The sequence below is a fragment of the Pyxidicoccus sp. MSG2 genome, assembly GCF_026626705.1.
GTDB lineage: Bacteria > Myxococcota > Myxococcia > Myxococcales > Myxococcaceae > Myxococcus.
On record NZ_JAPNKC010000001.1, the window covers coordinates 12435574 to 12461150 of the forward strand.

Sequence of the window (25577 nt, forward strand, 5' to 3'; positions counted from 1 at the left end):
GGCCGCCCCCATCACGGAATGCCGGCGGCGCGCAGCCGCTGCCGGATTTTGTGGATGGGAATTCCCTCGTTGTAGACAGGCCTGAAGCCGGGGTCTCCACTGTGGTGCAGCGCGAGCAGCGTCCTCATCGACAGGTCGAAGCAGGGCGAGCCCGACGAGCCCGGCTCGGTGTTGGTGCGGTAGCGGACGCGGTTGTCGCTCCTGTTCACCGCCAGGATGGCTTCCGTGTCGACCGCCACGTGGAGCGGCTGCCCCCGGGGATGCTGGAGGATGACCAGCGGATCTCCCTGCTGCACGAAGAAGGTGTCCGGTAGCTCCACCCAGCCGCGAAGGCCCGCGGGGCCCGTGTCGTCTCCGGCCGGCTCCGCGAGACGCACCACGGCGAAGTCCAATTCGTCCGCTCCCGGGTCCGCTGTCTTGGGGTCGGCCAGCAGGTCCACGCCGCTCGGGGGTGAGTGCGCCACATCCCAGTGGGTGGCGAGCGCGCATGAGCGCTGGGCTGCCGCGCTCTCGGGGCCGATGGCGTCGAAGACGCACCGGACCTGGGCGGGAGGGACTCCACCGCTGAATACCGCCGAGAGGACATGGTGGTTGGTGAGCACCAGGTCCCTTCCAATCAGGAACCCCGTCCCCATGGGAGCGTGGCCGAACTGGATGCGGCACACACGCCGGCTGTGCGCGGCGAGCAGGCGCTGGAACTCGGCGAAGTCGACGAGGGGATTGCGGGCGCGGACGACCTTTTCGAAGACGCGCGGGGGCTCCACCACGTCGGCCTGGAGGACGCGGGTCCGCTCCAGGGCCCTGGCGAGCACGAGCAGGCTCACCAGCGCCGCCGCGCACACCGCCATGGCGGAGACCGACGTGGCCGACAGCGCGGAGACCGCGTAGACCTGGGTCTCACCCCAGCACGCGAGTACATTCTCCGGGGTGGACTGGTATTCCACGCAGTCCGCGCGGTTTGCCGGGCAGACACAGGTGGGAAGAGGCGCCCCGAAGCCGACGGCCATGGGAAATGGCCTCTCCTTGTAGCCGGGATGCGGCACGACGTTCGCGCTTGCGACGCCGAAGGCCGCCAGCGCGACGCCGCCGGCGATGAGCAACCGTGTCGCGAGGGCGCGTCTCCAGGCCGGGGTGTCACGGCCGAAGGCATAGAAGGGAACGAGCATTCCGGCGAGGGCGCCAAGGGCGACACAGGTCCCCACCGTCCAGCGGTCCACCCTGGGCGCCTGGGGAAGCTGCGCCTGGGCCAGCTTCCACACGACCCAGCCCACGGCCACGCCGGTGGCCAGGCCCCAGAGGACTTCCGTGTTGCGCCGCATCAATCCCTCACCGCGCACCGTGACGCTTCCGCGGCGCCGCTCGCTGCGAGGATGCAGTGAATCGTCACGGCATCCGCCGCCAGCACTCCCAATTCCGCGTCGAACGACTTGTACCCGTCCTTGCCCACCTTCACGCGATAGACGCCCCGGTACAGCTGGCCGAAGGAGCACTCCGTCCACTTCGGCGCCGGGAGGTTGTTGTTCGCGGTGGGGTAGACCTGCGCGGTCGCCTGCGGAGGCGAGGTGGTGACCGTCACCGTCATCGGCTTCGAGGCAGTGGCCGCGAAGCCGAGGAACTCGACGAGCTTCTTCCAGAGCGCTTGCGCTTCGACGCGGTCATAGACCCGGGTCGCCTGGAAGCACTCCGTGGTCTTCGCCTTGGGCAGCGGAGGAAACATCTTCAGGAGCAGGTCCCTGAGTGGCGCCGCGGCCGGGTCTTTCAACTTGTCGAAGACCTCCTTCCAGAGCTCACTGTGGACGCGTTCGACAGAACTCCGGTTGTACGCCGTGGCGCTCTTGCACCCACCATTGAGGCCGGACGACTTGATGACGGAGAAGCCCTGCTGCGGTGGTCCCTGCAGAAGTCGCGCTCGCATCTCCTCGAAGGACTTCGAGAGCTCGGGGTCTGGAGCGGAATCCTCCCCGGGCGGCGTCTCGGGGTCCTGCGGCGACGTTGGCGCGGGAGCGCTCTCGATGCCCGCATCCGCTGGAGGCACCTGCGCCCGGGCAGGAAGAAAGGCCCCCGCCGCGAGCATGACTGCCATCAGCGTTCCCCCGAAGCGCTGCATCCGAACCATTACCAAGCCCTCCCTGTCGGCGTGCCGCAATCTATCCGAGGAGCCAACCCGCTGACAGCCGTGCCCTCACGAGGCGAAGAGGTAGGTCATCGACCCGAACACGGAGTGCTGCTTCCTGAGCCTGTCCCTCCCGCGAAATCGCCCTGACTTTCTTAAGCTCCAGGCGCAATCACTCCGGCGCTCGCAGCCAGACGTCGACCTCGAGGGTGTGGTAGCCGTCGTCTCCCTCGACGCTGTCCCGCTCGAGCTTCACCTCCATGGGGAGGCCCTTCCGCGTCAGGGACGTCGCCCGCCTGCGCCGGTCGTCCTCATCGTCGACCTCCTCCTCCGCGGTCGCTCCTACGAGGCACGCCTTCGCCGCGGTGACGGCGCGCCCGTATTCGCGTGTCACCGCCGCCTCGCTCTGGAAGTAGTCGTAGTTGCAGGACACCCAGGCGGAGTCCTCGTCCTGGTTGATGTCGCACTCGGAGGCGCCCGGCAGCAGGAGGCGCGTCTTGAAGACCTTGAGCCCCCTCTTGGTGACGTGCGGTGTGCCCTCGGCCAGGGGGCTGAAGTGCTGCGCGGCGGCGTCCTCCATCCTTCCGAGCGCCTTGCACCAGGCGTCGTTCCACGCCAGGTCATCCTCCTTCGCCTCGAGGCCTGTGAACTCACACGTGGCCAGCTCCCGGTCCGGGGAGCCCGGGATGGCATACCGGACGCTGGGGAAGCGGTCCTCGGTCCGGGTCCAGGTGACGGTCGCGTTCATGCGGTGGAGTTGGCCGGGCGGCACGTCGAACTCGCGCGCCACCGCGTTCACCATCAGCCAGGGTAATTGACCCGCCTCCTTGCCCTTCACCGGCTTCGTCCCCGTCTGCACCTGGGCCTCACACCGGACGGGGCGGTTGCAGGTGTTCTCGTAGCCGGTGACGACCTTCACGATAGGCGGGTTGCCATCCCGGACCCAGGACACGTCCGTCCGCCCGTCGACAAGTCGGAGACAGGCGAGCGCCGCCGGGTCGGGCACGATGGCCGCTCGCTCCCGGCGGGGCTGGGTACCGCAGCTTCCGGGCAGCGGCTTCAGCAGATAGCCCCGGACGTGGTCGACCAGCTCGCGCCACCACTTGCAGGTGAGGTCATCGGCGCTCTTGCCCTCGAAGCAGTGGGTCTCCCAGCGGTTGGTGAGGACCTCCGCCCGCAGGTGCCACTGAGAGGCGATAAACTCCTCCGAGTACAGCCGGCCCTCCGGAAGCCCCTTCTCGCGAGCGAGGAGCGGGTCCATCAGCGCCTGGTGGTGGCTCAGCAGGATCATCGGGACGAGCAGTGTCGTCGGGAAGCGCGCGTTGGGGATGTTCCCCAGGTCGTCGAAGGCCAGCTCGTCACAGGCAAGCTCCCGCGTGAGCTCGTCCGCGTTGAGGCCCGCACCGCAGTCCCGCCCCCGGACGATGTGTTCCAGCTCATGCAGCATCGTGAAGACGTAGACAGGCTGGCTCATCCGCAGGACGTTCTCGATGTCCTCCTGCTGCAGCTTCATGCCGCGCTCCGGCCGATCCATGGGCACGCACGCCTTGCCCGCCTTCGCGGAGATGTCCTCGAGCCACTTCGTGAACCGGGCCCCGTCCCCCTGTCCGTTCGCCTTCGCCTCCGCGAGGTACGTGAGCGCGGTGGACTCGATGAGCTGGACGAGCGCGGTGCTCATCCGGATTTCGATGTGCTCGTCATCCGAGTTGCTCGTCAGCCAGGGCACCTGGCCCCAGGTGACATAGAAGCGGACGGCTCGGTCCTTCGCCGCGCACCCGGGCTTCCCGCACATCAACTGCTCGGCGACGCCGAAGGCGTTGGGCAGGCGGTCCACGAACCAGTTGAAGGCCTCGCCAATGTCGCCCTGGACGTTCTTGTCGCACCCGTCATCTACCCACTCGACGTCGGGGTTCGAGCGAGGCTCGATGATGAGGCAGTTCCCCCGGGCGAAATACTCCGTTCCGAAGGGCCCCTTCAGCTTCTTCACCTGGGGCTGTGGGGGCGGAGAAACCTCGGTCCGCGAGGGCTTGGAGGAAGCACACGCGAGCAGCACGAAGCACAGCGGAAGGCACCTGAGCCTCATTGGATCTCACTCCTTCACCGCGCACCGCGAGGGCTCCCGGGTGTCCTCCGCCGCGAGGACGCAGTGGACCGTCACGGCGTCCGCCGCCAGCACGCCCAGTTCCTGGTCGAAGGGCTTGTACCCGTCCTTGCTCACCTTCATGCGGTAGACGCCCCGGTACAGCCGGTCGAAGGAGCACTCCGTCCACTTGGGCGCGGGGAGATTGACGCTCGCGGTGGGGTACACCTGAGCGGTCGCCTCCGCGGGGATGGTGCTGACGGTCACCGTCATCGGGTTCGCTGCCCTGGCCGCGAACCCGAAGAACTCCGCGAGCTTCGTCCACAGGGAGCTCACGTCATCGCGCTCGTAGACCCGCGTCGCCCCGAAGCACTCCGTGATCTTTGCTTCTGGCAGAGGGGGAAACTCCTTCTCGAGCAACTCCCGGAGCGGAGCCGCGGCGGGGTCGCTCACCTTCTGCAACACCTCCGCCTGGATTTCCTTGTAGGTCTTCTCCACGGACCTGCGGGTGTAAGCCGTGGTCCCCCGGCATCCGCCCTGGAGGCCGGCCGACATGGACTCGGAGAGCCCCTGCCGTCGCTTCGTGAGCTGCTGCTCCAACTCCTGGAAGGACTTCGACAGCTCTGAGTCCGGCGTGGAAGGTTGCTCGGGCTGCGGTGGCGACTGCGGCAGCGGCCCCTGTGCCCGCGTCGAATGGCAGGCCATCCCCCCCAATGTGAGCACCACCAGCGCTCCCCCGAATCGCTGCGTCCGCGCCATCGGCCCTCCCGTTGCTGGACTGAATCTATCCGATTCGGATGCACCTCGAACACAGCCACAAAAAACGCCTCGACTTCGACTTGTCTGCGAATTCGATTCCCGCCGCCCCTACCCAGTCAAATGCTGCCGGGCTCATGGGCTGGCGCCCTGGTACCTCCCTTGCGAGCCACACCCCAGGCGCGTCAAGGGGCCGACTGCAGCGGCTTGCGCTCCTTCACGCAGACCTGGATCAGCTCGAGCACGCTCATGTGGGTGCCGCCGACGTCGAACTTCTGATCCTTGAAGTCGGGATACCGGTTCTCCAGGATCCGCCCCTCCGCGATGCACTCATTGAGCTGCGCGAGCGCCTCGCTCTTGCGCCCCTTGGAGAGGAGCGCCTTCGCCGAGTCGTAGGCCTTCCTAGGGCCTTCGTTGAACCGAAGCTGCACGTCGGCCCTCTTCTGTGGCTCCTGCAGCGCCTCTGCCATCTGGGCGCACTGAGCCATCACCTCCTGGGGCCGGGTGGGGACACCGCCAACGAGCACGTCCACCGTGGCGAGGCTGGCGTTCTCCTTCACCATCCTCGCACCATCGTCCTGGCAGGCCTTGAGCTTCTCCAGCGCGCTCGCGTACAGCGCATTCCTCTTGCGAAGGTCCGAGGAGGACGCGGCAGCCTCCGCCGCTGTGTTGGCGGCAGCCAGGGCCTCACCGGTCGTCCGACGCAACGCCCGCGCCTGCTTCGCGAACTCGAGCGCCTCGACCAGCTTCAGCCACTCGGCGCGCGCCCGCTCCGCGTACGCCGCGTAGCCCGCGTCCTGCCGCTCCAGCTCCGCGCGCGCCTCGAACATCTTCATGACCTCGTCCACGCTCTTCGAGGCGGTCTCCACGTCTCCGTCGGTCGCTGAGACGCGCTTCGCGGCTTCGACCTTCTCCTTCGTCGTGGCCAGCCGCTCGGTGAGCTGCGCGCGGGCGTCCGCCGCGGCCAGCATGATCTTCCGCCGGTTGATGCGCTCGCTCAGCTCCGCCATGCGCTCCTTCGTCTCCCGGGCGTACAGCGCGTAGTCGCGGTCCTTCTTGACGAAGGCGGCGCCAGCCTCCAGCACCGCGCCGATCTGCTTGACCGCGTTCTCCGCCTCCTGGAGCTGCGCCTCCGAGGGCGTCTCCTTCTGGATCTGGGTGACCAGGGCCGCCGCGTTCTTCCGAGCCTCGTCGACCTTCACGCGCTGCTGCTGCAGGTCGACCTCGTACCGGCGCCGCTCCATCGTCGCCCGCCCGTCCTTGAGCAGATGACGCGCCTCGGCGGCGGCCGGGCTGATGGCGGGGTTCTTCGCGTGAACCGTCTCGAGCGTCTTCTCCAGGACGACCAGCGCCGTCTTCGCCTCCTCGAACTGCTCGTTGGTCACCGCCCGCTTCTCGAGATTGCGCAAGGCCTGCACGACGTCGGCGCGAGCTGCATCGAGGCTGCGGACCTGGAGTGCCACCTCCACCTCGACGAGCGTGTTCTTCACCTCGGCGAGGTACTGGCCAATCGCCTGGCTCCGCGCGGCCTGCGGCTCGTACTTCTCCACCAGCTTCCGGGCGACGAATGCCGCCGTCTTGGCCTCGGCGAGCTGCTCGGGCGTGGGCTTCCTCGCGCGGAGCGCCTTGGCGGCCGCGACGAGCTCCTCACGGGCAGGCTCCAGCTCCACCTTGACCCGAGAGACCCCCGCCTGCACCACGAGCTCGTCCATCCGGCGCCGGGCCTGCGTGATCTCGGCTCGTCCCTTCTCCGCCTCCGCGCGATACGCCTTGTCGCGCCCCTCGAGCGGCTTGCCCTCCTCGAGCTGCTTCTGCAGCGCCGCCGTCGCCTTGTCGGCGGCTGCGAACTTCTCGTCCGACCAGGCCTTGTCCAGCTCGGCGAGCGAGGTGGACAGTGCCTTGCGGCTCTCGTCCAGGAGCCCTCGCTGCTTCTGTGCCGACTGCTGCAGCCACCGCTCGTCGATGGTCTTCTCGTGACGGGCGATGGTCGCGTCGACCTCGGTGAGGTACGCGGCGAACTTCGCATCCTGGCTCGTCAGGGGCCGGCCCTCCTCCGTCAGCTTCTTGAGCGCCGCCACCGCGGCGCGGGCGTCGTCCAGCGCCTTGGGGCCGGGGTCCCCCTCCCCGAGCTTCGCCATGCGCTCGTTCAGCGTCACGAGCGCGCCGTCGATGCGCCGGCGGAAGTCGTGGATGTGGACCTTGGCCCGGCGCTCTTCGACGTACTGGCGCTGCGTCCGGAGCTCCTTCCGTGCAGCCAGGACCGTCTTGGCGTATTCGAGGTCCTCCGTCTCGAAGCTCGCTCCTGCATTGAGCGCATCTTTCAGCGCTTCCACCGCCGCGAGGGCGGCGTCGAGGTCGGCGTTGCTCGGCGGCTCCTTCTCGATCCGCTGAACCGCCGTCGCGAGGGCAGCGCGAGCACGCTCCACCCGCTTCGATGCCTCCTCGACGGACCTCGCGGTGCCCGCATCTGGAGACGCGGCAACTGCTTCGGCGGAGGCGAAGAGGAAGAACCCGATCAACACCAGCACTGGAGTCCGTACCATTCACGCCTACTTACTACAGCGAGGCTGTGGGACGGTGCATTCTGGTGTTCGCTTCGAATCAGGCGCTGCGGACCGCGCCGCCCTGCAGCGGAAGTTCGACGGTGAACGTGGCGCCCTGGCCGAGCGTGCTCTCGGCCTTCACCGTGCCGCCCAGGGCCTCGACAATCTGCCGGGAGATATAGAGCCCCAGGCCCAGTCCTCCGTAATGGCGCTCGGACACCGCGCGCTCGAACTTGCCCCAGATGCGCTGGAGGTTCTCCGGTGCAATGCCGATCCCCACGTCGCTGACCGTCAGCCGCGCGCGCCCGCCAACGGCCTCCACGCTCAGCGTCACCGGGTGGCCGGGGCCGTACTTGACGGCGTTCGCCAGCAGGTTCGTCACCACCTGCTCCAGCCGCGAGCTGTCCCAGGTGCCCTGCACCGGCGCGGGAGCGTGGAGGCGGACCTCGCAGCCCGCGCGCTTCACCTCGGTGTCGAAGCGCCCGGCCACGTCTCGCACCAGCGCCGCGAGGTCGCACTGCTGGGGGTTGAGCGTGAGGGCCAGCCTTCCGGCGCGAATGCTCGACACATCCAGGAGGTCGTTCACCAGGTCGGCGAGCCGCTTCACCTGCCGCCGCATGACTTCCACGTGGGGCGCGATACGCCGGGCCATGGGGGACTCCGGCTCGGCTCCGGCCGCACGCGCGAGCGACTCGAGCTTGAGGGCCAGGGGCGTCAGCGGCGTCTTGAGCTCATGGCTGGCGATGCCCAGGAACTCGTCGCGGGCGCTGACCGCCAGCTTCAGCTCCTCGAGGAGCCGCTCCCGCTCCTGCTCCGCCTCCCTTCGCGCGGTGACGTCCACGCCCACCACCACCCCGTGGGTGATGTGGCCCTGCGCATCGCGCACGGGCGTCGCGCTGTACTCGATGATGCCCTGGCTGCCGTCTCCCCGGATGACGTGGATGGCCTCGGCCATGACAGGCACCCCGGAGGCCATGGCACGAGGGAGGGGCCACTCATGGGGTTCGTACGGCCGCCCGTCGGCATGGAAGCCCGGATAGGCGCGGTACTCCTCGACGTTGCTGGCGGGTCGGGCAGGGCCGCGAATCTGTGCCTCCGCCTGAGCGTTGGCGAGGAAGAGCTTTCCGGTGGGCGCTTCGGCAATGTAGACGGAGTACGGGAGTTGCTGCAGTACGGCCTGGAGGATGCTCCGCTCGTGCATCAACTGGCGGATGAGCTCCTCCCGCTCGGCCTCCACCCGGACGCGCTCTGTCACGTCCAACGATGCGATGCTGAGGGTGGTGACGCGGCCGGCCTCGTCCAGGACGGGCTGGTAGAACACCTCGAAGGTGAGGCCGGCGGTCTGGACGATGGTGGAGAAGGTCTCTCCCCGGAGTCCGCGGAGGAGGAACTCCAGCACATTGGGTTCGTTCGCATACATCTCGAGGGCGGACCTTCCCACCACCTGGCCTGGAGAGAGGCCCAGCCCCCGGAGTCCCTTGCCCTCGGACACGACGAAGCGGCCATCGGCGTCGAGCACGGCGAGGACGAGCGGCCCGCTGTTGATGACGGTCCGCAGCCGCTGCTCCGCCAGCGCGCGCTGCTCCTCGGCCTTCCGCTGCTGGGTGACGTCGCGCGCGGAGGCATAGATGAGGCCCGTCTCCGGCACGGGCACGGCGGTCCAGTTGAGCCACCTCCACCCGCCATCCCTGCACGCGACGCGGACGGTGAGGCCCGTGCCGATGTTTCCCTGCTTGAGGGAGGCCAGCGTCTCCTCTCCCCTGCCGCGGTCCTCCGTGTGGATGAAGTCCAGGAAGGGCCGGGCGCGGAGTTCCTCCTCGCGCCATCCCAGGATGCGCGTGAAGGCCGGATTCACCCGCTTGAAGAAGCCGTCCATGCCGGCGATGCAGAACATGTCCGGCGCCAGGCGGAAGAAGCGCTCGCGTTCCGCTTCGGCCTCCTTGCGCTCGGTCAGGTCCAGCACCCTGCGGAGGAGCGCATCCCGTTCCCGCTCGGCGCGCAGGAGGGAGTGCGGATGCTCGCATTCCTGGCTGGCGCAGGGGTTCCGCTCCATGCGCACCATCAAGCACCGCAGCTCGGGCGCATGGCCCTCGCCGTGTTCGAGCGTGAGCACCTTGGTGAAAAAGGAGAGCGCCTGCCCGTCCGCATCCAGGAACCGGAGCACGCCGCTGCGCTCGGTCCGGCGGCGTGCGCCGTCCCGGAAGAGCGCCAGCGCGTCGTCACGGTCCTCGGGGTGGAGGTGCCTGGCGAGAAAGTCCTCCTCGGTCCACCACTGCTCCAGTGGATAGCCGAGAATCCCCGCGGCATTCGGACTCACGTGCATGAGCTGGAGCGTCACCGCGTCGGCGGCCCAGACGATGACATCGAACTGCCGGGTCCAGTCGGAGCGGCCGCGCTCTTCGGTCCTGGCCTCCGCTGTCATCATTCCCGCATCCCCTTTGAGGCGCCGTGGTCAGGGCTCTCCGTTGATTCTAGGAATGGTCGACAGGGGGGGATGGAGGGGCAGGGAGGGGGCCCCTGCGTGGGTGGGTCGCCGGGTGGCACGCCACAGCGCAAGAGGGGGTTGCTCACTGAAACGTGACACGAACACGGCGGGCCCGGAGTGAAACAGGCTGGGTGTGTCAGACCATTCTGATGTATTGCGCCGTGTCACACCGCTGTTTCCCCCTCCAGGAGTCCCTGATGCGTCGTGTTGGCTCAGCCCTTCTTGCTGTAAGCATGTTCGCCGGTTGCGGCGGTCTCGAAACCGAACCGTCCTCCGAGCCGCTCGCGTCTCCGTCCATCGAGTCGCAGCAGTCGCCGATCCTCACCACCACGGACGTGGACGTCGCCCCGGAGTGCGAGGGCATCCTCACCTTCGTGAACACGGCGTCGTACCAGACGCTGGACGTGTACCTGCCCAGCAACGTCGTCACCAACCTCGTCAACCGGCGCGCGCTGGCGCCCTTCACGTCGCTGGCGGACGTGTCCTCGGTGTCGCTGGTCGGCGAGGCGCGCCTCAAGCAGATCGAGGGCGGCGCCCGCACGCTGGACTACATCGACGCGGATTGCACCGGCATCTTCGACGGGCTGGCCATCTCCCATGACGACGCGGCCGCCATCGTGTCGCTGGTGAACACCATCGACGACTCGGAGCTGCACGACGTCCTGCCGGACGCGTGGAACGGCGCGGCGAATCTCCTCGGCCTGCGCCCGTTCACGTCGGCCCAGGCCATCTCCAACGTGGCGGGCATCGGCGAGGTGAGCTTCCGGAACATCCGGAACTCGGCCACGCTGAGCCGGCCGTTCGAGGCGCTCGCCGCCGCGGTGAACGCGCTGCCCAGCAACGGGTCCTCCGGCGCGCAGCTGAAGCGCCACTTCGACTGGTGGAATGAGGTGACGGCCAACCACCCCTACTCCCGGGGCGGTCCGACCTGCTTCGGGCTCGAGCCCAGCAGCGTCCCGTCAGGCGCGAGCATCCGGCCGAACCTGGCCAACGCCGCCGAGGTGCGCTCCGCGGTCGACAACACGCTGGCCTACGTCAATGCGAACACCCGGATCTCCGCCAGCGTGCGCACCGCGGGCCTGGCGAACCTCGACGCGCGGCTCGCGGGGCGTTCGTTCAAGGGCTGCATCTTCACCTACGCGGATGACCCGTGGAGCAGCCACACCGTCTCCATCTTCGTCGACACCGTGAACGGCTTCAGCGTGCTGACCGAGACCTGGTGGGCGGAGTAGTCCGAAGCTGACGTTCCGGAAGCAAGAAGCCCCAGGTTCCACGAGGAGCCTGGGGCTTCGTCCTGCCTGGAGCGGGGCGTGCGGCTCAGCTCTCCGTGGGCTGCCGGGCCATGGCCTCCGCCACGGAGCCGGGCGCGGGAGGTCCGCCGAAGAAGCGCGAGAGCTCCGCCTGGGCCTCGCGGGCTTGCGCCCCGCTGATGCGCCCCTCGCGCTCCAGCCTCCCGATGATGACGCCGGCGCGGATGCGCAGGGCCTCGGGCCGCCGGGCGGGCAACCAGCGGCGCGGGGCGGGGAGCATGCCCGCGAGCATCGCGCCCTGCGCCACGCTGAGCGCCCGCGCGGAGGTGCCGAAGTGCTCGCGTGCCGCCGCTTCGATGCCGTACACGCCCTCCCCCCACTCCACGACGTTCAGGTACAGCGTGAGGATGCGCTGCTTGGACAGGTGCTCTTCCAACCGGCGCGCGAGCAGCAGCTCCTTGCCCTTGCGCAGCAGGCTGCGGTCCGTGGAGAGGTAGAGGTTCTTCGCCAGCTGCTGGGTGAGGGTGGACGCGCCGCGGCCCAGGCGCGCCACGCGCACCGACTGCTCGAGGGCATTCTCCACCTCGGTCCAGTCCACACCTTCGTGCTGGTAGAAGCGCGCGTCCTCGGAGAGCAGCACGGCGTCCACCCCGTGCGGGGCCACCGCGTCGAGGGACACCCAGGACTGACGCGCACGGGGCTTCTTGCCCGCCTCGCGCGCCTCCTCGGCCCGCTGCGCCATGAGCGCGGTGGTGCGCGGGTTCTGCGTCCGCAGGAGGCTCACGTCGGGCAGCCGCGCGTACTCCACGCTGAGCCAGACGACGAGCAGCAGCCACCCGCAGAGCGCCCAGCGACCCCAGCCCGGGCCGGAGTGCGTCCCCACGACGCGCCGGGCGCTGGAGGGGAGCTGCTTCGTCTTCTGCGTCCGGACGGAAGAGGCTCGCGCGGAGGGCGGACGGGAGGCCATCGGTACGGGCACATCTGCCCCGGTAGACGGCCGCTGTCCAGAAGACGGCCGGGGATGCCGGCGCCGGGGCCCGTCGAGGCCCGGCGCCGGCGACCGCCGGGCTACTGGTGGAAGTAGATGTTGTCGACGAACATCGTGCCGCCGTTGGGCGCGATGAGGAGCATCTGGGACAGGTGGTGCAGGCCCGCCAGCCCCTGGAAGTCGCTGGCCAGCGACAGCTCATAGGTCAGCCAGGCCCCGGTGGCGAGCGGCGGCGTCGAGGTGGCCGTCATCGTGGCAACACCCTCGGTGTCGTCGCCGCCGCCATAGGCGCCGTTGGCCCCGAAATCGACCAGCTTCACCTGGAAGTTGCTCGCGTTGTCCGGCGTCCACACGTCCACGCGCAGCGTGGTGAGTCCCAGCCCCGCCGCGTCGATCTGGTTGACACCGGCGGCGCCGATGAACTCGATGCCGATGTAGTTGGCCCCGCTGGTGAAGGCGTACTTGCGGGGCGCGGCGCTGTTGGCGCCAACGGTGATGGCGAACGGCGTCCCACCCGTCCCGGCGCTCCAGTCCGTCCGCCACGTGTCGACCTTGGCGCTCTTGTCGGAGGCGGTGCCCGTGTAGCCGCCCGTCACCGAGCTGTAGAGCGAGTACACGGCCGCCCCCGGCGCCAGGCCAGGCACGGGCGGCAGCGTGGTCGGCTCGCCCAGGATGCCCGTCACGCTGACGGCGTAGGAGCCGGTGACCTCCGCGCCGCCCAGCGTGGCGGAGACCGTCACCGGGCCACCGGCGCTGACTCCGGTGATGACGCCGCTGTCGTTGACCGTGGCGACCGCCGTGTTCGACGAGGAGAAGTCGAAGAAGGCGTTGGCGACCGGCTTCAGCGTGACGGGGCTCCCTGAATCGCCGGGGATGGTGAAGACGGCCTGGTTCTGGCCCTGGTCGACGGTGAAGGTCCCCGCCGTCGCAAGCGACACCGCGGTGGCGGCGGTGCCGTTGGCGATGGAGGCCGTGCCCTTGACGAGGGCTTCCGCGCCGAGGTGCTCGTACAGGACGTCGGCGAGGTAGAGGGTGTAGCCGTCGGGTGCATCGGCGATGTGGAACAGGCCGGCCACGTTCTTGAACCTGGCCGGGTTGGCAACGGGGATGGTGAACTTCTGCCAGGTCGTGGTGAGCGCGATTGCGGCGCGCTCGGTGGGGTAGCCGGTGCCGACGCCGGAGCCGGCGTCGTTGCCGAAGCCGGACACATTGAGCGTCTCGGCCTTGCTCGCCTTCGCCCAGAAGGTCAGCGCGTTGTAGGCGGAGAGGTCGCGGGGCGTCGTGGTGACCCAGGCGCCGCCGGAGTACCCGCCGGTGCTGGTGACCTGGAAGTTGATGACCTTGCGGCCGTTGAAGGTCTCGGTCGCGTCGACGGTGACGTTGTTGGCGGAGCCGCCGAAGTCCCGGAACGTCACGTCCGTGCCGTTGCTGTCGTAGAAGACGATCTGGTTCGCGTCAGGCTGGACCGCCACGCTGGTGACCGTCACGTTCAGCGTGGCGTTCTTGCCGCCCGCCGTGGCGGTGATGGTGGCGCTGCCGGCCTGCACGCCGGTGACGACGCCGGAGGCGCTGACCGTCGCGGTGCCGGTCGCGCTGGAGCTGAAGGTGACGTTCGAGGTCACCGCCCGGGTGGAGCCGTCGCTGAAGGTGCCAGTCACGGTGAGCTGGAGCGTGGCCCCCTGGGCCACCGAGGCCGGAGTCGGTCCGAGGGCGATGGACGAGAGCGTCGCCTCCGCCGCGCTGACCGTCACGGTGGCGGTGGCGCTCTTGCCGGAGACCGTGGCGGTGACCTTCGCCGTCCCGGCGGCGACGGCGGTGACCAGGCCGCCCGAGTTGCTCACCGTCGCGTTGGCGGGCGTGTCGGAGACGAAGGTCGCGGACGAGGTGACGCTCTTCGTGGTGCCGTCGCTGTACGTGCCGGTGACGGCGAGCTGCTGCGTGGCGCCGATGGCGAGCGTGAAGCTGGCCGGAGTCACGCTCACGCTGGTCAGCGTAGCGGGCGTGGGGTCGGGGTTGGGCTCTTCCTCCGGATCACAAGCCGTGTGGACCAACACCGTCAGCAGCAGCAAGGAGGTTGCGAACAGTCGACTTTGTAGGGGCATCACTCACGCTCCAGCGAGGATGGGGTTCTGCGAAGGCTGCCGTGCAGCACGGGGCGGGCTCCTTGAGGGTGCCCTGGATTCCCGTGGGGACTTAGTTTGTTTCCCGAACAAAGTAACAATCTGATTGTCGGCACGTCAACGTGGGTTCCCCAGCACGAACATGACTGGGTGCGTCGTCCGGGTGCATCGGATGCCACGCGCCCCAGGGGCTCGGGCAGGAAGCCCTGGAGCGGAGGACTTCGCTCAGGCGTCGCCCTCCCCCGCTTCGTTGCAAGGGGTTTGACCCGATAGACGGGCCGCGTCGCTCTCTTGGCGTGGGCACCTCACCGTTCCTGAAAGGCAACCCCCATGCCGCTTCGTCACCTCCACCGGGCGGGCTTCTCCGCCCTGGTGGTCCTCGCCGCCCTGCTGTTGTCCCTGCTCCCCACGCCGGCCTCCGCCGCGGACCGCGGGGAGTGGGCTCCCTACGTCGCCTATGTCACGGGCGACATCGCCTCGTATGCGGGCAAGGCCTATGACTGCCGCCAGTCCCATACGTCCCTGCCCGGGTGGGAGCCGCCCAATGTCCTGGCGCTGTGGCTGGAGCGCTCAGGCCCGCCTCCGGTGGACACGCAGGCGCCGTCCACTCCGTCGCAGCTCACCTCCCCGGCGAAGACGTACGACAGCGTCTCGCTGTCCTGGGGCGCATCCACCGACAACGTGGGCGTCACCGGCTACGAGGTCTTCGTCAACGGCGGCACGGCCGCGTCCGCCAGCACCTCGGGGGCCACGAGCGTCACCGTGGCGGGCCTGACGGCGAACACCACGTACACCTTCACCGTGAAGGCCCGGGACGCGGCCGGCAACCGCTCGGTGGCGAGCAACACCGTGTCCGCGACGACGAGCGGCACCCAGCCGTCGGGGAGCAAGGTCCTCGTGGGCTACTGGCACAACTTCGACAACGGCTCGACCAACATCCGGCTGCGTGACGTGTCCCCGAAGTTCAACGTCATCCAGGTCGCGTTCGCCGAGCCGGTGGCTGGCGCGGGCTCCGGCAACATGGCGTTCTCGCCGTACAACGCGACGGTCGCCGACTTCAAGGCGGACATCGCCTTCCTGAAGGGCCAGGGCAAGAAGGTCCTCATCTCCATCGGCGGGGCGAATGGAACGGTGCACCTGGATGACGCCACCGCCCGGCAGAACTTCGTCAACAGCATGCAGTCGCTCGTCGACACGTATGGCTTTGACGGCCTCGACCTGGACCTGGAAGGCAGCTCGCTGTCGCTCAACGGCGGGGACACCGACTTCCGCAATCCCACCACGCCACGAATCCTCAACCTCATCCAGGCCACGCGGGAGCTCCTGAACCGCAACGGGGCGAACTTCATCCTCACCATGGCTCCCGAGACGGCCTATGTGCAGGGTGGCATGGCCGCCTACGGCGGGCCCTGGGGCGCCTACCTGCCCGTCATCCACGCGCTGCGCGACCGGCTGACGTACCTGCACGTGCAGCACTACAACACCGGGACGGTGACGGCGCTGGATGGCCGGGCCTACGCGCAGGGCACCGCGGACTTCCACGTGGCCATGGCGGAGATGCTCCTGCGCGGCTTCCCCGTGGGAGGAAACACCAGCGCGATGTTCCCAGCGCTGCGGCCCGAGCAGGTCCTGATTGGCCTGCCCTCCTCGCCCCAGGCGGCGGGCGGCGGATACACCACGTCGGCCAACGTGCAGAAGGCGCTGGACTACCTCATCAAGGGCCAGTCCTTCGGCGGCGCCTACGTCCTGCGCAACACGGCGGGCTACCCCGGGTTCAAGGGGCTGATGACCTGGTCCATCAACTGGGACAAGTTCACCAACTTCGAGTTCTCCAACAGCCACCGCGCGTACCTGGATACCTATCCCTAGGCACGGCTCATGAAACACAGACGAGAACCGTGACGGTTTACGTCACAAACCACCCTGGCTTGTAACAAGAATGGCCACAGCCACTCCTCCGTGAGTCATTTTTGAAACCCACTCTCAGAGTGAAAACCCGACTTCCCCGGTGGGTGGCCTGGTCGGTGCAATGTCCAGCGCCGCCTTCCAATGAAGCGAGACGTCGGCCATTCACTGACATGAGGTTTCGTATGCGAAGCAAGTGGGCAGGTTCTCTGTTGGCGGTTGCGTTCCTGGGCCTGACGGGTTGCCAGGGTGAGTCGCTTGCCGACGGCAGCGATTCATCCCTGGACACCCAGGCGGCGAAGGCTACGTCGACGTGTGTCAATCAATTCGGTGGCATCCAGAGCTGCGCCCTGGGCGCGGCGACGCTCTCCCCGACGACGGAGGGACTCGAGGTCTCCGGACTTCGAGACCCGAAGAGCGACGGTGTCTCCAGCAACTTCGACGGGGCCGTGAGGTGGTCGCAGCGAGCCGCCATCGAGGAGTTTGGCACCTTCGCGCTCGCGGCCCGTGACGGTGACCAGGTCGTCAGCACCCTCCAGGTTGCTCACAGCAAGACCGATAACCGGTTCACCCTGACGCCGGGCTTCACGGGTTCGTCGAACTCCACCTTCACGGTGAACGTGTATCGGGATGGCGTGATCCAGTCATCCTCGGGCCCGTTCAATCGCTGGATCCAGGTCAAGGGAGAGTGGATCTACATCAGCTGGACCGCCTGGTCCTTCTGGCTGGTCGTCCCCACCCCGAACAACCCCAACCCGAGCAACGTGGGCGCGTGCGGCTGGGGTATCTCCGCCGCGCGGGGCACCACCTTCACGGTGAATGTCGGAGGCAAGGACGTGGTCGGAGACTCCATCGAGTTCGTCGAGAACATCGGGGCTGGCGCCTACGCGTATCACGAGTTCACGGGCATCGACGTGAGGGGTTCGGCCACGGGCTATACGGTCCTCAGCGAGTCCTTCAGCCGGGAGTAGCCACCGCGGGCCTGGCAACGCAGTGTCGGTTGCCAGGCCTTCTTCACACGGGTGCCGTCTTCACGCGGCCTGACGGCGAGGCGCGCGCGACTCCTGGATGGCATCCAGCAGTCGCCGGCTCGTCTCGCGGTAGTCGAAGGTGCGCACCGCTCGTTCCCGGGCGGCCCGCGACATCCGCTCTTGCAGCGCCCGGTCCTGCCCCAGCCTCAGGAAGGCGTTCGCCAATCCCTCCTCATCTTCCTGCGCCACCAACAGCCCGTCCGTCCCGTCCTCAATCATGTCCGGCGTTCCTCCGATGATGGAGCACACAGGCGGCACTCCACACGCCATCGCCTCCATCACCGCCACCGGCGACGCCTCTCCCAGTCCCACGCTGGAGAGCACGAACGCATCCGCCCGGTGCAGCAGCTCCATCACCGCCGCTTCTCCCAGCGGCCCCACCAGCTCCACGTGTGACTCCAGCCCGAAGCGCGCAACCGCCTCGCGGATTTCCTTCTCGTGCGGTCCCCTTCCCCCCACCGTCATGTGCGCCTTCAGTCCCCTGTCCAGCGCCTTGCGCAGCCCGGAGAAGGTGTGCACGTGCCCCTTGCACAGGTGCAGCCGTCCCACGGACACCAGGTGCAGTCCCCGGGGGTCCTCCGCCCGCTTCGCCGGGGGCTGGAAGCGGTCCGTGTCCACACCCATCCACAGCGTGTACGTCCGCTCCGCCGCCAGTCCCGCGTCCTCGATGAGCTGGCGCTGCATCGGCCGCGCCGCCGCCGCGACAAACGTCGCGTCCCACGCCTTCGCACCGTGGTCCGTTCCGTACACCGGCAGGTCCCCGTGCAGGTGGAAGCTGTAGCGCGGTCCTCCCAAGAGCCGGCACAGCGCCAGCACGTGCGCCGCGTCCGCGGCCGAATGGCCATGGACATGGTCCAGCTTCCTCTCCCTCGCGTAGTGCAGCAGGTCCACCGCGCACGCCAGCATCCCCAGCGCTCGCGCCTTCTGCTTCGCCCCCACCGACAGCCGGGCGATATACGCCAGCGCCTGGGCCATCCCCGGGAAGTCCCGCGGCGACACCAGCGCCGACGACAGTCGCGGCGGGTACAGGTACGTCGTCTCCGACGCCGCTCGCTCCGCCCATTCATGCGGGCAGTCCTCCACCGGCCGCCTCGTCGAGAAGACGTGCACCTCCACGCCAGCGGCGCGCAGTGCGGTGATTTCCCGCCAGAAGAAGGCGTGGGTCTGCGTGGGGAACTCTGGGATGAGCATTCCCAGGCGAAAGGGAGCGACGGTCATGGCGTGTGTTCTATCCAAAAGTGTCCGGGCCGTGAACCCGCCAAAGCGCGGCAGGCCGGATGAGGTGCCTGGGTCAGCGAGCAGCGTAGTCCAACGATAGACCGCCTTGGCTGCGCTCGCGATGAGGCCGCGCCCCCAGCCCATGTCGGTGTAGAACACGGGGCAGCGCTCCAATAGCGCAGACAGGAGTGAAGTCCATGCCCGCCACCGTCATCCCCGCCGTCGACACCGAGCGCCTCACGCTGCGCGGCCATCGACTCGAGGACTTCGAGGAGTCCTTCGCACTGTGGAGGAACCCGGAGGTGACCCGCTACATCGGCGGCAAGCCGTCCACGAGCGAGGAGTGCTGGGCCCGGCTGCTGCGCTACGTGGGCCACTGGGACGTGATGGGGTACGGGTTCTGGGTGGTACGCGAGAAGGGCACGGGCCGGTTCATCGGCGAGGTGGGGCTCGCGGACTTCCGGAGGGACATCCAGCCGTCGTTCGAGGGCGCGAAGGAAGCCGGCTGGGCGCTCGTTCCGGAGGCGCACGGAAAGGGGTACGCCACGGAGGCGATGCGCGCGGTGCTGGCGTGGGCCGAGGGACGGTTCGGCCCGGAGCGCATCGTGTGCATCATTGACCTGGGGAACACGGCGTCCACCCGGGTCGCGAGCAAGTGCGGCTTCCGCGAGTTCGCGCGCGCCACGTACAAGGGTGAGCCGACGCAGGTGTTCGAGCGCGTCCCCGGGGCTCGCTGAGGGCTGTCACTCGACCTCCACGGATGAAGCGTGCGAGCCTTTGACGCATGCGCTCAAAGACGGTCGACCTGGGCGGTCCGGTTCACTACGTGGAGTTTGGAGGCGAAGGCGCTCCACTCGTGCTGGTGCACGGACTGGGTGGCAGCCACGTCAACTGGACAGGAGTGGGCGCGCGCCTCGCCCGCCATGGTCGGGTGCTGGCCCTGGACCTCTCGGGCTTCGGGCGCACACCCCCGGCGGCCCGCGGCGCGGGCGTGGAGGCCAATGAGCGGCTGCTGGAGCGGTTCCTCCGTGACGTGGTCGGGGCCCCCGCCGTCCTCATGGGCAACTCGATGGGCGGCTTCCTGTCGTTGAGGACGGCCGCGCGGGCTCCCGAGCTGATGCGGGCGCTCGTGCTGGTCAACCCCGCCCAGCCCCACGTGAAGGGCGTGGCGCGAGACCCCGAGGTGGTCCGCCGCTTCGCCATCGCCTCGATACCGCTGCTGGGGGAGTTCCTGGCGGCCCGCAAGGCAAAGCAGTTGGGCGCGCGCAGGCTCACGGAGGACATGCTCGAGCTGTGCTGCCGGGACACCGGCACCGTGGCGACGGAGCTGGTCGAAGCCCACGTGTCGCTCTCCACCGAGCGCCTGGCCTCGATGCCCTGGAGCTCCGCGGCCTACCTGGAGGCGGCGCGCACCCTGATGGGCGCGCTGCGCCGGACCGAGGACTTTGCCCGGCACGTGAAGGGGGTGCGCTGCCCCACGATGCTCGTGCACGGGGTGCATGACCGGCTGGTGCGCTTCGCCTATTCGGAGGCGCTCGCGAAGCTGCGACCAGACTGGCGCTTCGAGGTGTTCCCCGATGCCGGCCACGTGCCCATGATGGAGGACCCCGAGGGCTTCACCGCACGGGTCGGCGCCTGGCTCGAGCGGGTTGCCCCGTCTCCCCGAGCGGCAGGCTGACGAGGCGGCAGGCGCGGTGCGGGGCGCTCACCGCCAGTACCCGATGTGCGCAGCTCATCACCTCATTCAGTGGCGGCCCCCTCGACGATGCACCCGGGGCCCAGGAAGGCGATGTCAGCGATGAAGATCCTCAGCCCGATGGACGCGGTCTGGTTGTATGTCGATGGCCCCCAGACACCGATGCACGTGGGGAGTCTCTGCATCTACTCGCTCCCCGAGGATGCTCCGAAGGGCTGGCTTCAAGGCGTCATCGAGCGGCTGCGCGACTGCCATCAGTTCACGCGCCCCTACACCCTCAAGCTGGCCGCGCCAAAGCTCAAGTCGGTCTTCCCCACATGGGTCGAGGCCGATGACATCGACCTCGACTACCACTTCCGCCACTCGGCGCTCGCCCAACCCGGGGGAGAGCGCGAGCTGGGGGTGCTCATCTCCCGCCTCCACTCGCACCCGATGGACTTCACGCAGCCGCTCTGGGAGGTGCATCTCATCGAGGGGCTCGAGAATGACCGGTTCGCGGTCTACACCAAGATCCACCACTCCCTGGTGGACGGAGTCGGCGGCATCCGCCTGCTGGTCAAGGCCCTCTCTCCAGACCCGGACGCGCGTGACGTCGTGGCGCCCTGGTCGGTGGGAGCGCGCGGCCCGGGCCCGCGCGCCGCCGTGGCACCGAAGCGCTGGTCCGGCTTGTCCGGCTTGAAGGACCGGGCCGCGGCGATGCCGGGAGTGACGAAGGCCTTCGCCCGGATGGCCCGCGAGGCCGTCAGCCGGTCCCAGGACATCGCCCTGCCCTTCGCGACGCCGAAGTCCATCCTCAACCGCTCGGTGTCCGCGCAGCGCCGCTTCGCCACCCAGCACTACGAGCTGTCCCGCCTCAAGGCCGTCGCGAAGGCGGCCGGTGTCACCGTGAACGACGTCTTCCTGGGGCTCGGCGCCAGCGCGCTCCGCCGGTATCTGGGCGAGCTCGACGCACTGCCCGAACAGCCGCTGACGGCGGGCGTGCCCGTCTCGGTGCGGCCCAAGGGGGATGAGGCCACGGCCAATGCCCTCAGCTTCATCTTCGCCAACCTCAACACCCACCTCGAGGAGCCGGTGGCGCGACTCAAGGCCATCGCGGAGTCGACCCGGCTCGCCAAGGAGCGGCTCCAGGAGCTGCCTCGGACTGGCGTCGCGGACTACACGTCGGTGTTGATGGCGCCCTACATCGTCCAGCTGCTCTCGGGGCTGGGGGGCCACACGCGCCCGGTGTTCAACCTCATCATCTCCAACGTCCCGGGTCCGGAGCGTCCGCTGTACTTCGCTGGCGCCCGCCTGGAGCAGTTCTACCCCGTGTCGGTGCTGCTCCATGGCCAGGCCCTGAACATCACCAGCGCCAGCTACGCGGGGCAGTTCAACATCGGCTTCACCGGCTGCCGCAGGACGCTGCCCCACATGCAGCGGCTGGCGGTCTTCACCGGCGAGGCGCTGGAGGATCTCGAACACTCCCTGCATGGGAAGGGCTTCGACGCACGGGGCAGCAGCGTCCCTGCATAGGTGCCCATGCAGCGGTGAGCGGTCGGGGAGGCCCCGCCAGGAGCGGAAATGAAATAGGCGGCGCTCGCACTCGGCGCCCCGGCGCCGAAAGAAAGGATGAGGACGGCGAGACGCCGGGCCTGCTCAAACCCTCAGCCGCCGGGAACGCCAAGGACCCGGCTGGGAGACCGACGTGCAGACGCAAACGGAGAGCCAGTTGAAGATGGATTGGGTGGCGCTGCTGGACCAGGAGGCGCGTGCGCTCGTGGGAGTGCTGGATGCGCATCCCGACGCCAGGCGCCTCTTCGACGGCACCATCGACGCGGAGGGCTACATCCACTATCTCATCCAGACGTATCACTATGCCCGCTGGAGCACGCCCATGCTGGCGGAGGCGGGGAAGCGGCTGAAGCGGCTGGGCTGGCATCCCCCGCTGGCGGAACTGCTGCTGCAGAAGGCGGGCGAGGAGCGGGGGCACGAGCGGTGGCTGCTCTCGGACCTGAAGAACCTGGGGTGCTCGGAAGCGCAGGTCGAAGCCGCGGCGCGGACCCCGGCGGTCGACGCGTACACGGGCTGGAACTTCTTCACCTCCAGGTCGGGCGTTCCCACCGCGGTCCTGGGCACGTCGTACGTGCTGGAGTACCTGTCCCAGACGCGCGCGAGCGGGGCGGTGGAGCACCTGCTCCAGGTGGACGCCATCCCGAACATCCGCAAGTCCGTGACGTTCCTGCGCAGCCACGGCGCCCTGGATGAAGGCCATGTGGCGGAGATGGCCTCGGTGCTGCAATCACTGACGGACCCGGAGGAGCAGGCGGCCGTGATTCTCTCGGCACACACCACGCGCGTGGTCTACCCGGGCATCTTCCGCGAGGCTTGAAGATTGTCATACCCCGCCAGGGGTAGAGACAGTCCATGCCGCGAAGGCGATTCTCCTGTTCGAACCGTGGCAGTCGAACCGGGAGGCGTCTTCATGCGCTACATCACCCACATCCATCTCGAAGGCGGGGCGCTTCACGAGCACATCACCCGCCTTCGCTGGAAGGCAGACACCGCGACGGGTGAGGCCAGCCGGATGGAGATGGTCCAGTGGGTCCGGAATGGAGGGGATGCGCGGGTGGAGGCCCGGCCCGGGAATGTGAAGGTCGAGGTCGTCAACGCCACTTCGCCGTATCTGCGGACGAAGGCGAACGGCATCCTCACGGACAACCTGCTCGAGCTGCCGAGATTCTGATGGGGCGCGAGAGGGTCCGTCGACGCGAGCGGGCTCGGAGCAAGGAAGGCGGCGAGCCCGCTCGTGCCCGCTCAGACGGGCTTGTTGAGGTGGGACGCCTGGTAGAGGAAGTCAGCCCGACTGTCGACCTTCAGCCGTTCGAAGATGGCCTTCACGTGCACCTTCACCGTCTCCTCGGAGAGGGCGAACTCGCTGGCGATGTCCTTGTTGGACCAGTTCCTGAGCATGCCCCTGGCGATGTCGGCCTGCCGCGTCGTGAGCGCCCGTCTCATCGTCTCGGGGAGGGGAATCGACACGGGAATCTCGTTCAGGACCAGGGCCCACGAGCGGGGCCCTTCCGTTGCGGGCAACTCGATGAACCTCACGACCCGGTACGCGTCACCCCGGAGCGAGACCCAGAGGCTGGCTTCGACGCGCGCGTCCGCATCCATGCGGGTCAACGCCTCCAGGCGCTCCTGAAGCACGCGCGGGATTCCCGAGGAATGGAGGTCGGAGGGGACGAACCACCGCTCCAACAGCGCTGCGGCACGTTGCGAGCGCAGCACCTCGTGCGAGGGGGGCGCCACCACGAGGAAGGCGGAGTCGGGCCGGCTGTAGAGCTCTTCCAGGAGGCTCGCGCCAGTCGTGGCGGCCTGCACGTCACGGCAGTTGCGCACCGCATTCACCAGGTGGCGCGTGAGGCTGGTCAGGAGGGTGGCGTCCTGCTCGGAGAACGGGAGCCGGCGATCCCGGTACAGCGTGAAGGCGCCGCAGAGCCCCGGCGGCACGGGCAGGAGGACCGCCATGACGTGCTCCAGGCTCAGGTCCAGCTCCCGGCTGCGCTGGTACAGCGGGCTGCGCTCCAGCTCCTTCCGGGTGAGCATTTCCGAGTCGCGAAGGGCCACATTGGGCTGGGCGAAGATGGGGGCCCGGATGAAGTCGGAGTCAACCCACTTGGAATACTCATCCAGCAGCGCGAGGCGGTGGCCTGGCACCAGCCACTTGAACTCCACGTGTGGTCCGAGGGTGATGAGGCACAGCCCCATGTAGTCCGCGGGCATCAGCTCGAGGAGCGGCGCCCGGGCGGCTTCGAGGGCCTTGGGGAGGGACAGGTTGCTGTTGAGGGCCTCGATGACCCGGTCCCTGAGCAACCATTCATGCAAGCTGAGGTTCATCGACGCGAGCATTCGTCCTCCCTGAGCAGACAACCCCGTGGGTCCATACCGCTGTTCGGGCATTCAATAGGCACGTGCTGAAAGTCTGTCCCTCACCCTCCAGGGGTAGGCCCCGGGCTTGACCGCAGAATCCCTTTCTGGGCTCACGCAATGCAAGACGGGGCAAGCTCGAACGTTGAGCATCGCCCTCCACCGGTGACTCGCCGCGCTACGCGCCCGGAGTCCAGCGCATCGCCAGGAATCGCAGCATGCGCAGGTGCCGCTCCTGGAAGTCGTCCGCGTGCCCGCCTTCGAACACCTGGTGCCGGAAAGGAATCCCGAAGCTCTCGAGCGCGCGGTCGAACGCCTCCGCCCCGAGAAGGGTCTCCTTGCTGCCCCGGTCCATGTAGAGCGTGTCGAGTGTGCCCAACGCGGCATGGCGCGTGGTCAGCAGCGTGAGCGGGTCCTCTTCCAGCCAGCGCTTCCACACCGGGTCGTCGTCGCGGCCGCTCTGGAACGGCAGCTCGAGGAAGAGCGGGGGGCGCTTCGGGTTGGAAGAGAATGCTGCGGCCTTCGCGTAGATGGACGCCACCGTCCAGGCGCCATCGAACGGGTACAGCTCCGCGAGCTCTCCGGCGTTCCTCGCCACGGGCTGGCGCGCCAGTGCGTTCCGGTACAGCGCCCTGCGCTGGTCGATGGCCAACGGACTCGCACTCAAGGTGCCAACGCTGGAGAACACGCCCGGGTACTTCATGGCCAGCTTGATGGCGCCGTGCCCACCCATCGAAAAGCCGGCAATCGCGCGCCACGTCGCTTCGGCGCGCGTCCGGTACCGTGCATCCACCGCACCCACGATTTCACGCACCACGTAGGTTTCGAAGTCACCAATCGCCGGCGAGCGCGCGTAGTAGCTCCCGCCCAGGGAGGTCGTCCCATCCACCGCGACGAGGATGAGCTCGGGCATCGCGCCCTCCTCCATCTGGCGAAACGCGGCGCGCTGTACACCCACGGCACCCAGGTGCCCGTCCTTCCGCGCCCCCAGGCCATGGAGCAGGTACACCACGGGGTACCTGCGCTCGGGGGCGCTGAAATACGACGGCGGAAGCAGGACACCCAGCTCCCGCGTCGGCGAATCGCCCAACAGATTTCCGTCGAGGGCGCGGCTGTCGAGCCGCACATATTCGAGGTGCTGCGGCAGCTCGGCATCTCCCCGGACGAAGTCCAGGGACAGTGCGCCCAGACCCGGGAGCTGCTTCGAAAATGCCCTCGCGCCGACGCCACGGGCCAGGGCGAAGGGCACCACCACGAGCGCCAATCCGGTGGCGATGAGCGCAAGTGCGATGTGGCGTGACATGCGGACCTCCCCTGCTCGGGAGGTGTCGAATGCGAAGCGCGTGCCGCCATCGTGACCACTCTACCGACCCGCGCATGATGCGCCGCGGACGCGGCGGAATGCCACGGGGCGTTGCACGTTGCGTCCACGGCGGTGTGGATGCCGCCGCGTCAGCGTGTCGAGCGCCTGTCTGCCTGCCTGCTG

The 25577-nt window shown here is 68.5% G+C and carries 19 protein-coding genes; 8 read left to right on the plus strand and 11 right to left on the minus strand.

The genetic code is table 11. The features are described from left to right. Positions 1-11: 11 nt before the first annotated feature. The 6 genes from OV427_RS47320 to OV427_RS47345 all read right to left on the minus strand — a co-directional run bounded on the left by OV427_RS47320 (position 12) and on the right by OV427_RS47345 (position 9917). Positions 12-1319 (minus strand): trypsin-like serine peptidase, encoded by a 1308-nt coding sequence (locus tag OV427_RS47320; protein WP_267862846.1) that lies wholly within the window; start codon positions 1317-1319, stop codon positions 12-14. After that, positions 1319-2083 carry a hypothetical protein gene (locus OV427_RS47325; protein ID WP_267862847.1) on the minus strand — a complete coding sequence of 255 codons (765 nt, stop codon included), beginning with the start codon at positions 2081-2083 and terminating at the stop codon, positions 1319-1321. The genes OV427_RS47320 and OV427_RS47325 overlap by 1 nt, the downstream gene beginning before the upstream one ends. A gap of 202 nt (positions 2084-2285) precedes the next feature. Continuing rightward, the gene (locus tag OV427_RS47330; RefSeq protein WP_267862848.1) at positions 2286-4196 is read right to left on the minus strand and encodes a hypothetical protein; all 1911 of its coding nucleotides are present in this window, start codon (positions 4194-4196) and stop codon (positions 2286-2288) included. A gap of 6 nt (positions 4197-4202) precedes the next feature. Beyond that, positions 4203-4952 (minus strand): hypothetical protein, encoded by a 750-nt coding sequence (locus OV427_RS47335; protein ID WP_267862849.1) that lies wholly within the window; start codon positions 4950-4952, stop codon positions 4203-4205. Positions 4953-5134: 182 nt separating this feature from the next. Then, entirely contained in the window at positions 5135-7492 is a 2358-nt protein-coding gene (locus tag OV427_RS47340; protein ID WP_267862850.1) for a hypothetical protein, read from the minus strand. A gap of 58 nt (positions 7493-7550) precedes the next feature. Beyond that, complete coding sequence (locus tag OV427_RS47345; RefSeq protein ID WP_267862851.1) at positions 7551-9917, minus strand: PAS domain S-box protein; 2367 nt, start codon at positions 9915-9917, stop codon at positions 7551-7553. Positions 9918-10210: 293 nt separating this feature from the next. Here OV427_RS47345 and OV427_RS47350 point away from each other — a divergent pair, with 293 nt between their 5' ends. Beyond that, entirely contained in the window at positions 10211-11209 is a 999-nt protein-coding gene (locus OV427_RS47350) for a hypothetical protein (RefSeq protein ID WP_267862852.1), read from the plus strand. Positions 11210-11294: 85 nt separating this feature from the next. On the opposite strand, the gene mtgA is transcribed toward OV427_RS47350, so the two are convergent. After that, entirely contained in the window at positions 11295-12194 is a 900-nt protein-coding gene (mtgA, locus tag OV427_RS47355) for a monofunctional biosynthetic peptidoglycan transglycosylase (protein ID WP_267862853.1), read from the minus strand. Positions 12195-12295: 101 nt separating this feature from the next. Beyond that, positions 12296-14317 (minus strand): Ig-like domain-containing protein, encoded by a 2022-nt coding sequence (locus OV427_RS47360; protein ID WP_267862854.1) that lies wholly within the window; start codon positions 14315-14317, stop codon positions 12296-12298. 348 nt (positions 14318-14665) lie between these two features. On the opposite strand from OV427_RS47360, the gene OV427_RS47365 reads away from it, so the two are divergent. Both OV427_RS47365 and OV427_RS47370 read left to right on the plus strand, forming a co-directional pair. Then, positions 14666-16204, plus strand: coding sequence for a chitinase (locus OV427_RS47365; protein WP_267862855.1), 1539 nt, complete (start codon positions 14666-14668; stop codon positions 16202-16204). Positions 16205-16425: 221 nt separating this feature from the next. After that, positions 16426-17211, plus strand: a complete 786-nt coding sequence (locus tag OV427_RS47370) for a hypothetical protein (RefSeq protein ID WP_267862856.1) — start codon at positions 16426-16428, stop codon at positions 17209-17211. Between the two features lie 60 nt (positions 17212-17271). Here OV427_RS47370 and OV427_RS47375 read toward each other — a convergent pair whose 3' ends face one another. After that, on the minus strand, positions 17272-18489 hold the full coding sequence (locus OV427_RS47375; RefSeq protein ID WP_267862857.1) for a glycosyltransferase family 4 protein: 1218 nt from the start codon (positions 18487-18489) through the stop codon (positions 17272-17274). 197 nt (positions 18490-18686) lie between these two features. Between OV427_RS47375 and OV427_RS47380 the strand changes: the two genes are divergently transcribed. The 5 genes from OV427_RS47380 to OV427_RS47400 all read left to right on the plus strand — a co-directional run bounded on the left by OV427_RS47380 (position 18687) and on the right by OV427_RS47400 (position 22907). Further along, entirely contained in the window at positions 18687-19226 is a 540-nt protein-coding gene (locus tag OV427_RS47380) for a GNAT family N-acetyltransferase (RefSeq protein ID WP_267862858.1), read from the plus strand. 47 nt (positions 19227-19273) lie between these two features. Further along, positions 19274-20167 (plus strand): alpha/beta fold hydrolase, encoded by an 894-nt coding sequence (locus OV427_RS47385; protein WP_267862859.1) that lies wholly within the window; start codon positions 19274-19276, stop codon positions 20165-20167. Positions 20168-20287: 120 nt separating this feature from the next. Continuing rightward, positions 20288-21697: a WS/DGAT/MGAT family O-acyltransferase gene (locus tag OV427_RS47390; RefSeq protein ID WP_267862860.1), complete on the plus strand. Its 1410-nt coding sequence runs from the start codon at positions 20288-20290 to the stop codon at positions 21695-21697. Between the two features lie 172 nt (positions 21698-21869). After that, positions 21870-22553 (plus strand): iron-containing redox enzyme family protein, encoded by a 684-nt coding sequence (locus tag OV427_RS47395; RefSeq protein WP_267862861.1) that lies wholly within the window; start codon positions 21870-21872, stop codon positions 22551-22553. Between the two features lie 93 nt (positions 22554-22646). Continuing rightward, a complete protein-coding gene (locus OV427_RS47400; RefSeq protein ID WP_267862862.1) occupies positions 22647-22907 on the plus strand; it encodes a DUF3892 domain-containing protein in 261 nt (86 codons plus the stop codon). A gap of 71 nt (positions 22908-22978) precedes the next feature. Here OV427_RS47400 and OV427_RS47405 read toward each other — a convergent pair whose 3' ends face one another. Both OV427_RS47405 and OV427_RS47410 read right to left on the minus strand, forming a co-directional pair. Continuing rightward, positions 22979-24073 carry a helix-turn-helix transcriptional regulator gene (locus tag OV427_RS47405; protein WP_267862863.1) on the minus strand — a complete coding sequence of 365 codons (1095 nt, stop codon included), beginning with the start codon at positions 24071-24073 and terminating at the stop codon, positions 22979-22981. Positions 24074-24269: 196 nt separating this feature from the next. Continuing rightward, positions 24270-25394 (minus strand): alpha/beta hydrolase, encoded by a 1125-nt coding sequence (locus OV427_RS47410; RefSeq protein WP_267862864.1) that lies wholly within the window; start codon positions 25392-25394, stop codon positions 24270-24272. Positions 25395-25577 lie beyond the last annotated feature (183 nt).

Excerpts from the sequence above, each read along its gene's own strand:
- OV427_RS47320 (WP_267862846.1), bottom strand. The coding sequence starts at position 1,319 with ATGCGGCGCAACACGGAAGTCCTCTGGGGCCTGGCCACCGGCGTGGCC.
- OV427_RS47325 (WP_267862847.1), bottom strand. The coding sequence starts at position 2,083 with ATGGCAGTCATGCTCGCGGCGGGGGCCTTTCTTCCTGCCCGGGCGCAG.
- OV427_RS47330 (WP_267862848.1), bottom strand. The coding sequence starts at position 4,196 with ATGAGGCTCAGGTGCCTTCCGCTGTGCTTCGTGCTGCTCGCGTGTGCT.
- OV427_RS47335 (WP_267862849.1), bottom strand. The coding sequence starts at position 4,952 with ATGGCGCGGACGCAGCGATTCGGGGGAGCGCTGGTGGTGCTCACATTG.
- OV427_RS47340 (WP_267862850.1), bottom strand. The coding sequence starts at position 7,492 with ATGGTACGGACTCCAGTGCTGGTGTTGATCGGGTTCTTCCTCTTCGCC.
- OV427_RS47345 (WP_267862851.1), bottom strand. The coding sequence starts at position 9,917 with ATGATGACAGCGGAGGCCAGGACCGAAGAGCGCGGCCGCTCCGACTGG.
- OV427_RS47350 (WP_267862852.1), top strand. The coding sequence starts at position 10,211 with ATGTTCGCCGGTTGCGGCGGTCTCGAAACCGAACCGTCCTCCGAGCCG.
- mtgA (WP_267862853.1), bottom strand. The coding sequence starts at position 12,194 with ATGGCCTCCCGTCCGCCCTCCGCGCGAGCCTCTTCCGTCCGGACGCAG.
- OV427_RS47360 (WP_267862854.1), bottom strand. The coding sequence starts at position 14,317 with ATGCCCCTACAAAGTCGACTGTTCGCAACCTCCTTGCTGCTGCTGACG.
- OV427_RS47365 (WP_267862855.1), top strand. The coding sequence starts at position 14,666 with ATGCCGCTTCGTCACCTCCACCGGGCGGGCTTCTCCGCCCTGGTGGTC.
- OV427_RS47370 (WP_267862856.1), top strand. The coding sequence starts at position 16,426 with ATGCGAAGCAAGTGGGCAGGTTCTCTGTTGGCGGTTGCGTTCCTGGGC.
- OV427_RS47375 (WP_267862857.1), bottom strand. The coding sequence starts at position 18,489 with ATGACCGTCGCTCCCTTTCGCCTGGGAATGCTCATCCCAGAGTTCCCC.
- OV427_RS47380 (WP_267862858.1), top strand. The coding sequence starts at position 18,687 with ATGCCCGCCACCGTCATCCCCGCCGTCGACACCGAGCGCCTCACGCTG.
- OV427_RS47385 (WP_267862859.1), top strand. The coding sequence starts at position 19,274 with ATGCGCTCAAAGACGGTCGACCTGGGCGGTCCGGTTCACTACGTGGAG.
- OV427_RS47390 (WP_267862860.1), top strand. The coding sequence starts at position 20,288 with ATGAAGATCCTCAGCCCGATGGACGCGGTCTGGTTGTATGTCGATGGC.
- OV427_RS47400 (WP_267862862.1), top strand. The coding sequence starts at position 22,647 with ATGCGCTACATCACCCACATCCATCTCGAAGGCGGGGCGCTTCACGAG.
- OV427_RS47405 (WP_267862863.1), bottom strand. The coding sequence starts at position 24,073 with ATGCTCGCGTCGATGAACCTCAGCTTGCATGAATGGTTGCTCAGGGAC.
- OV427_RS47410 (WP_267862864.1), bottom strand. The coding sequence starts at position 25,394 with ATGTCACGCCACATCGCACTTGCGCTCATCGCCACCGGATTGGCGCTC.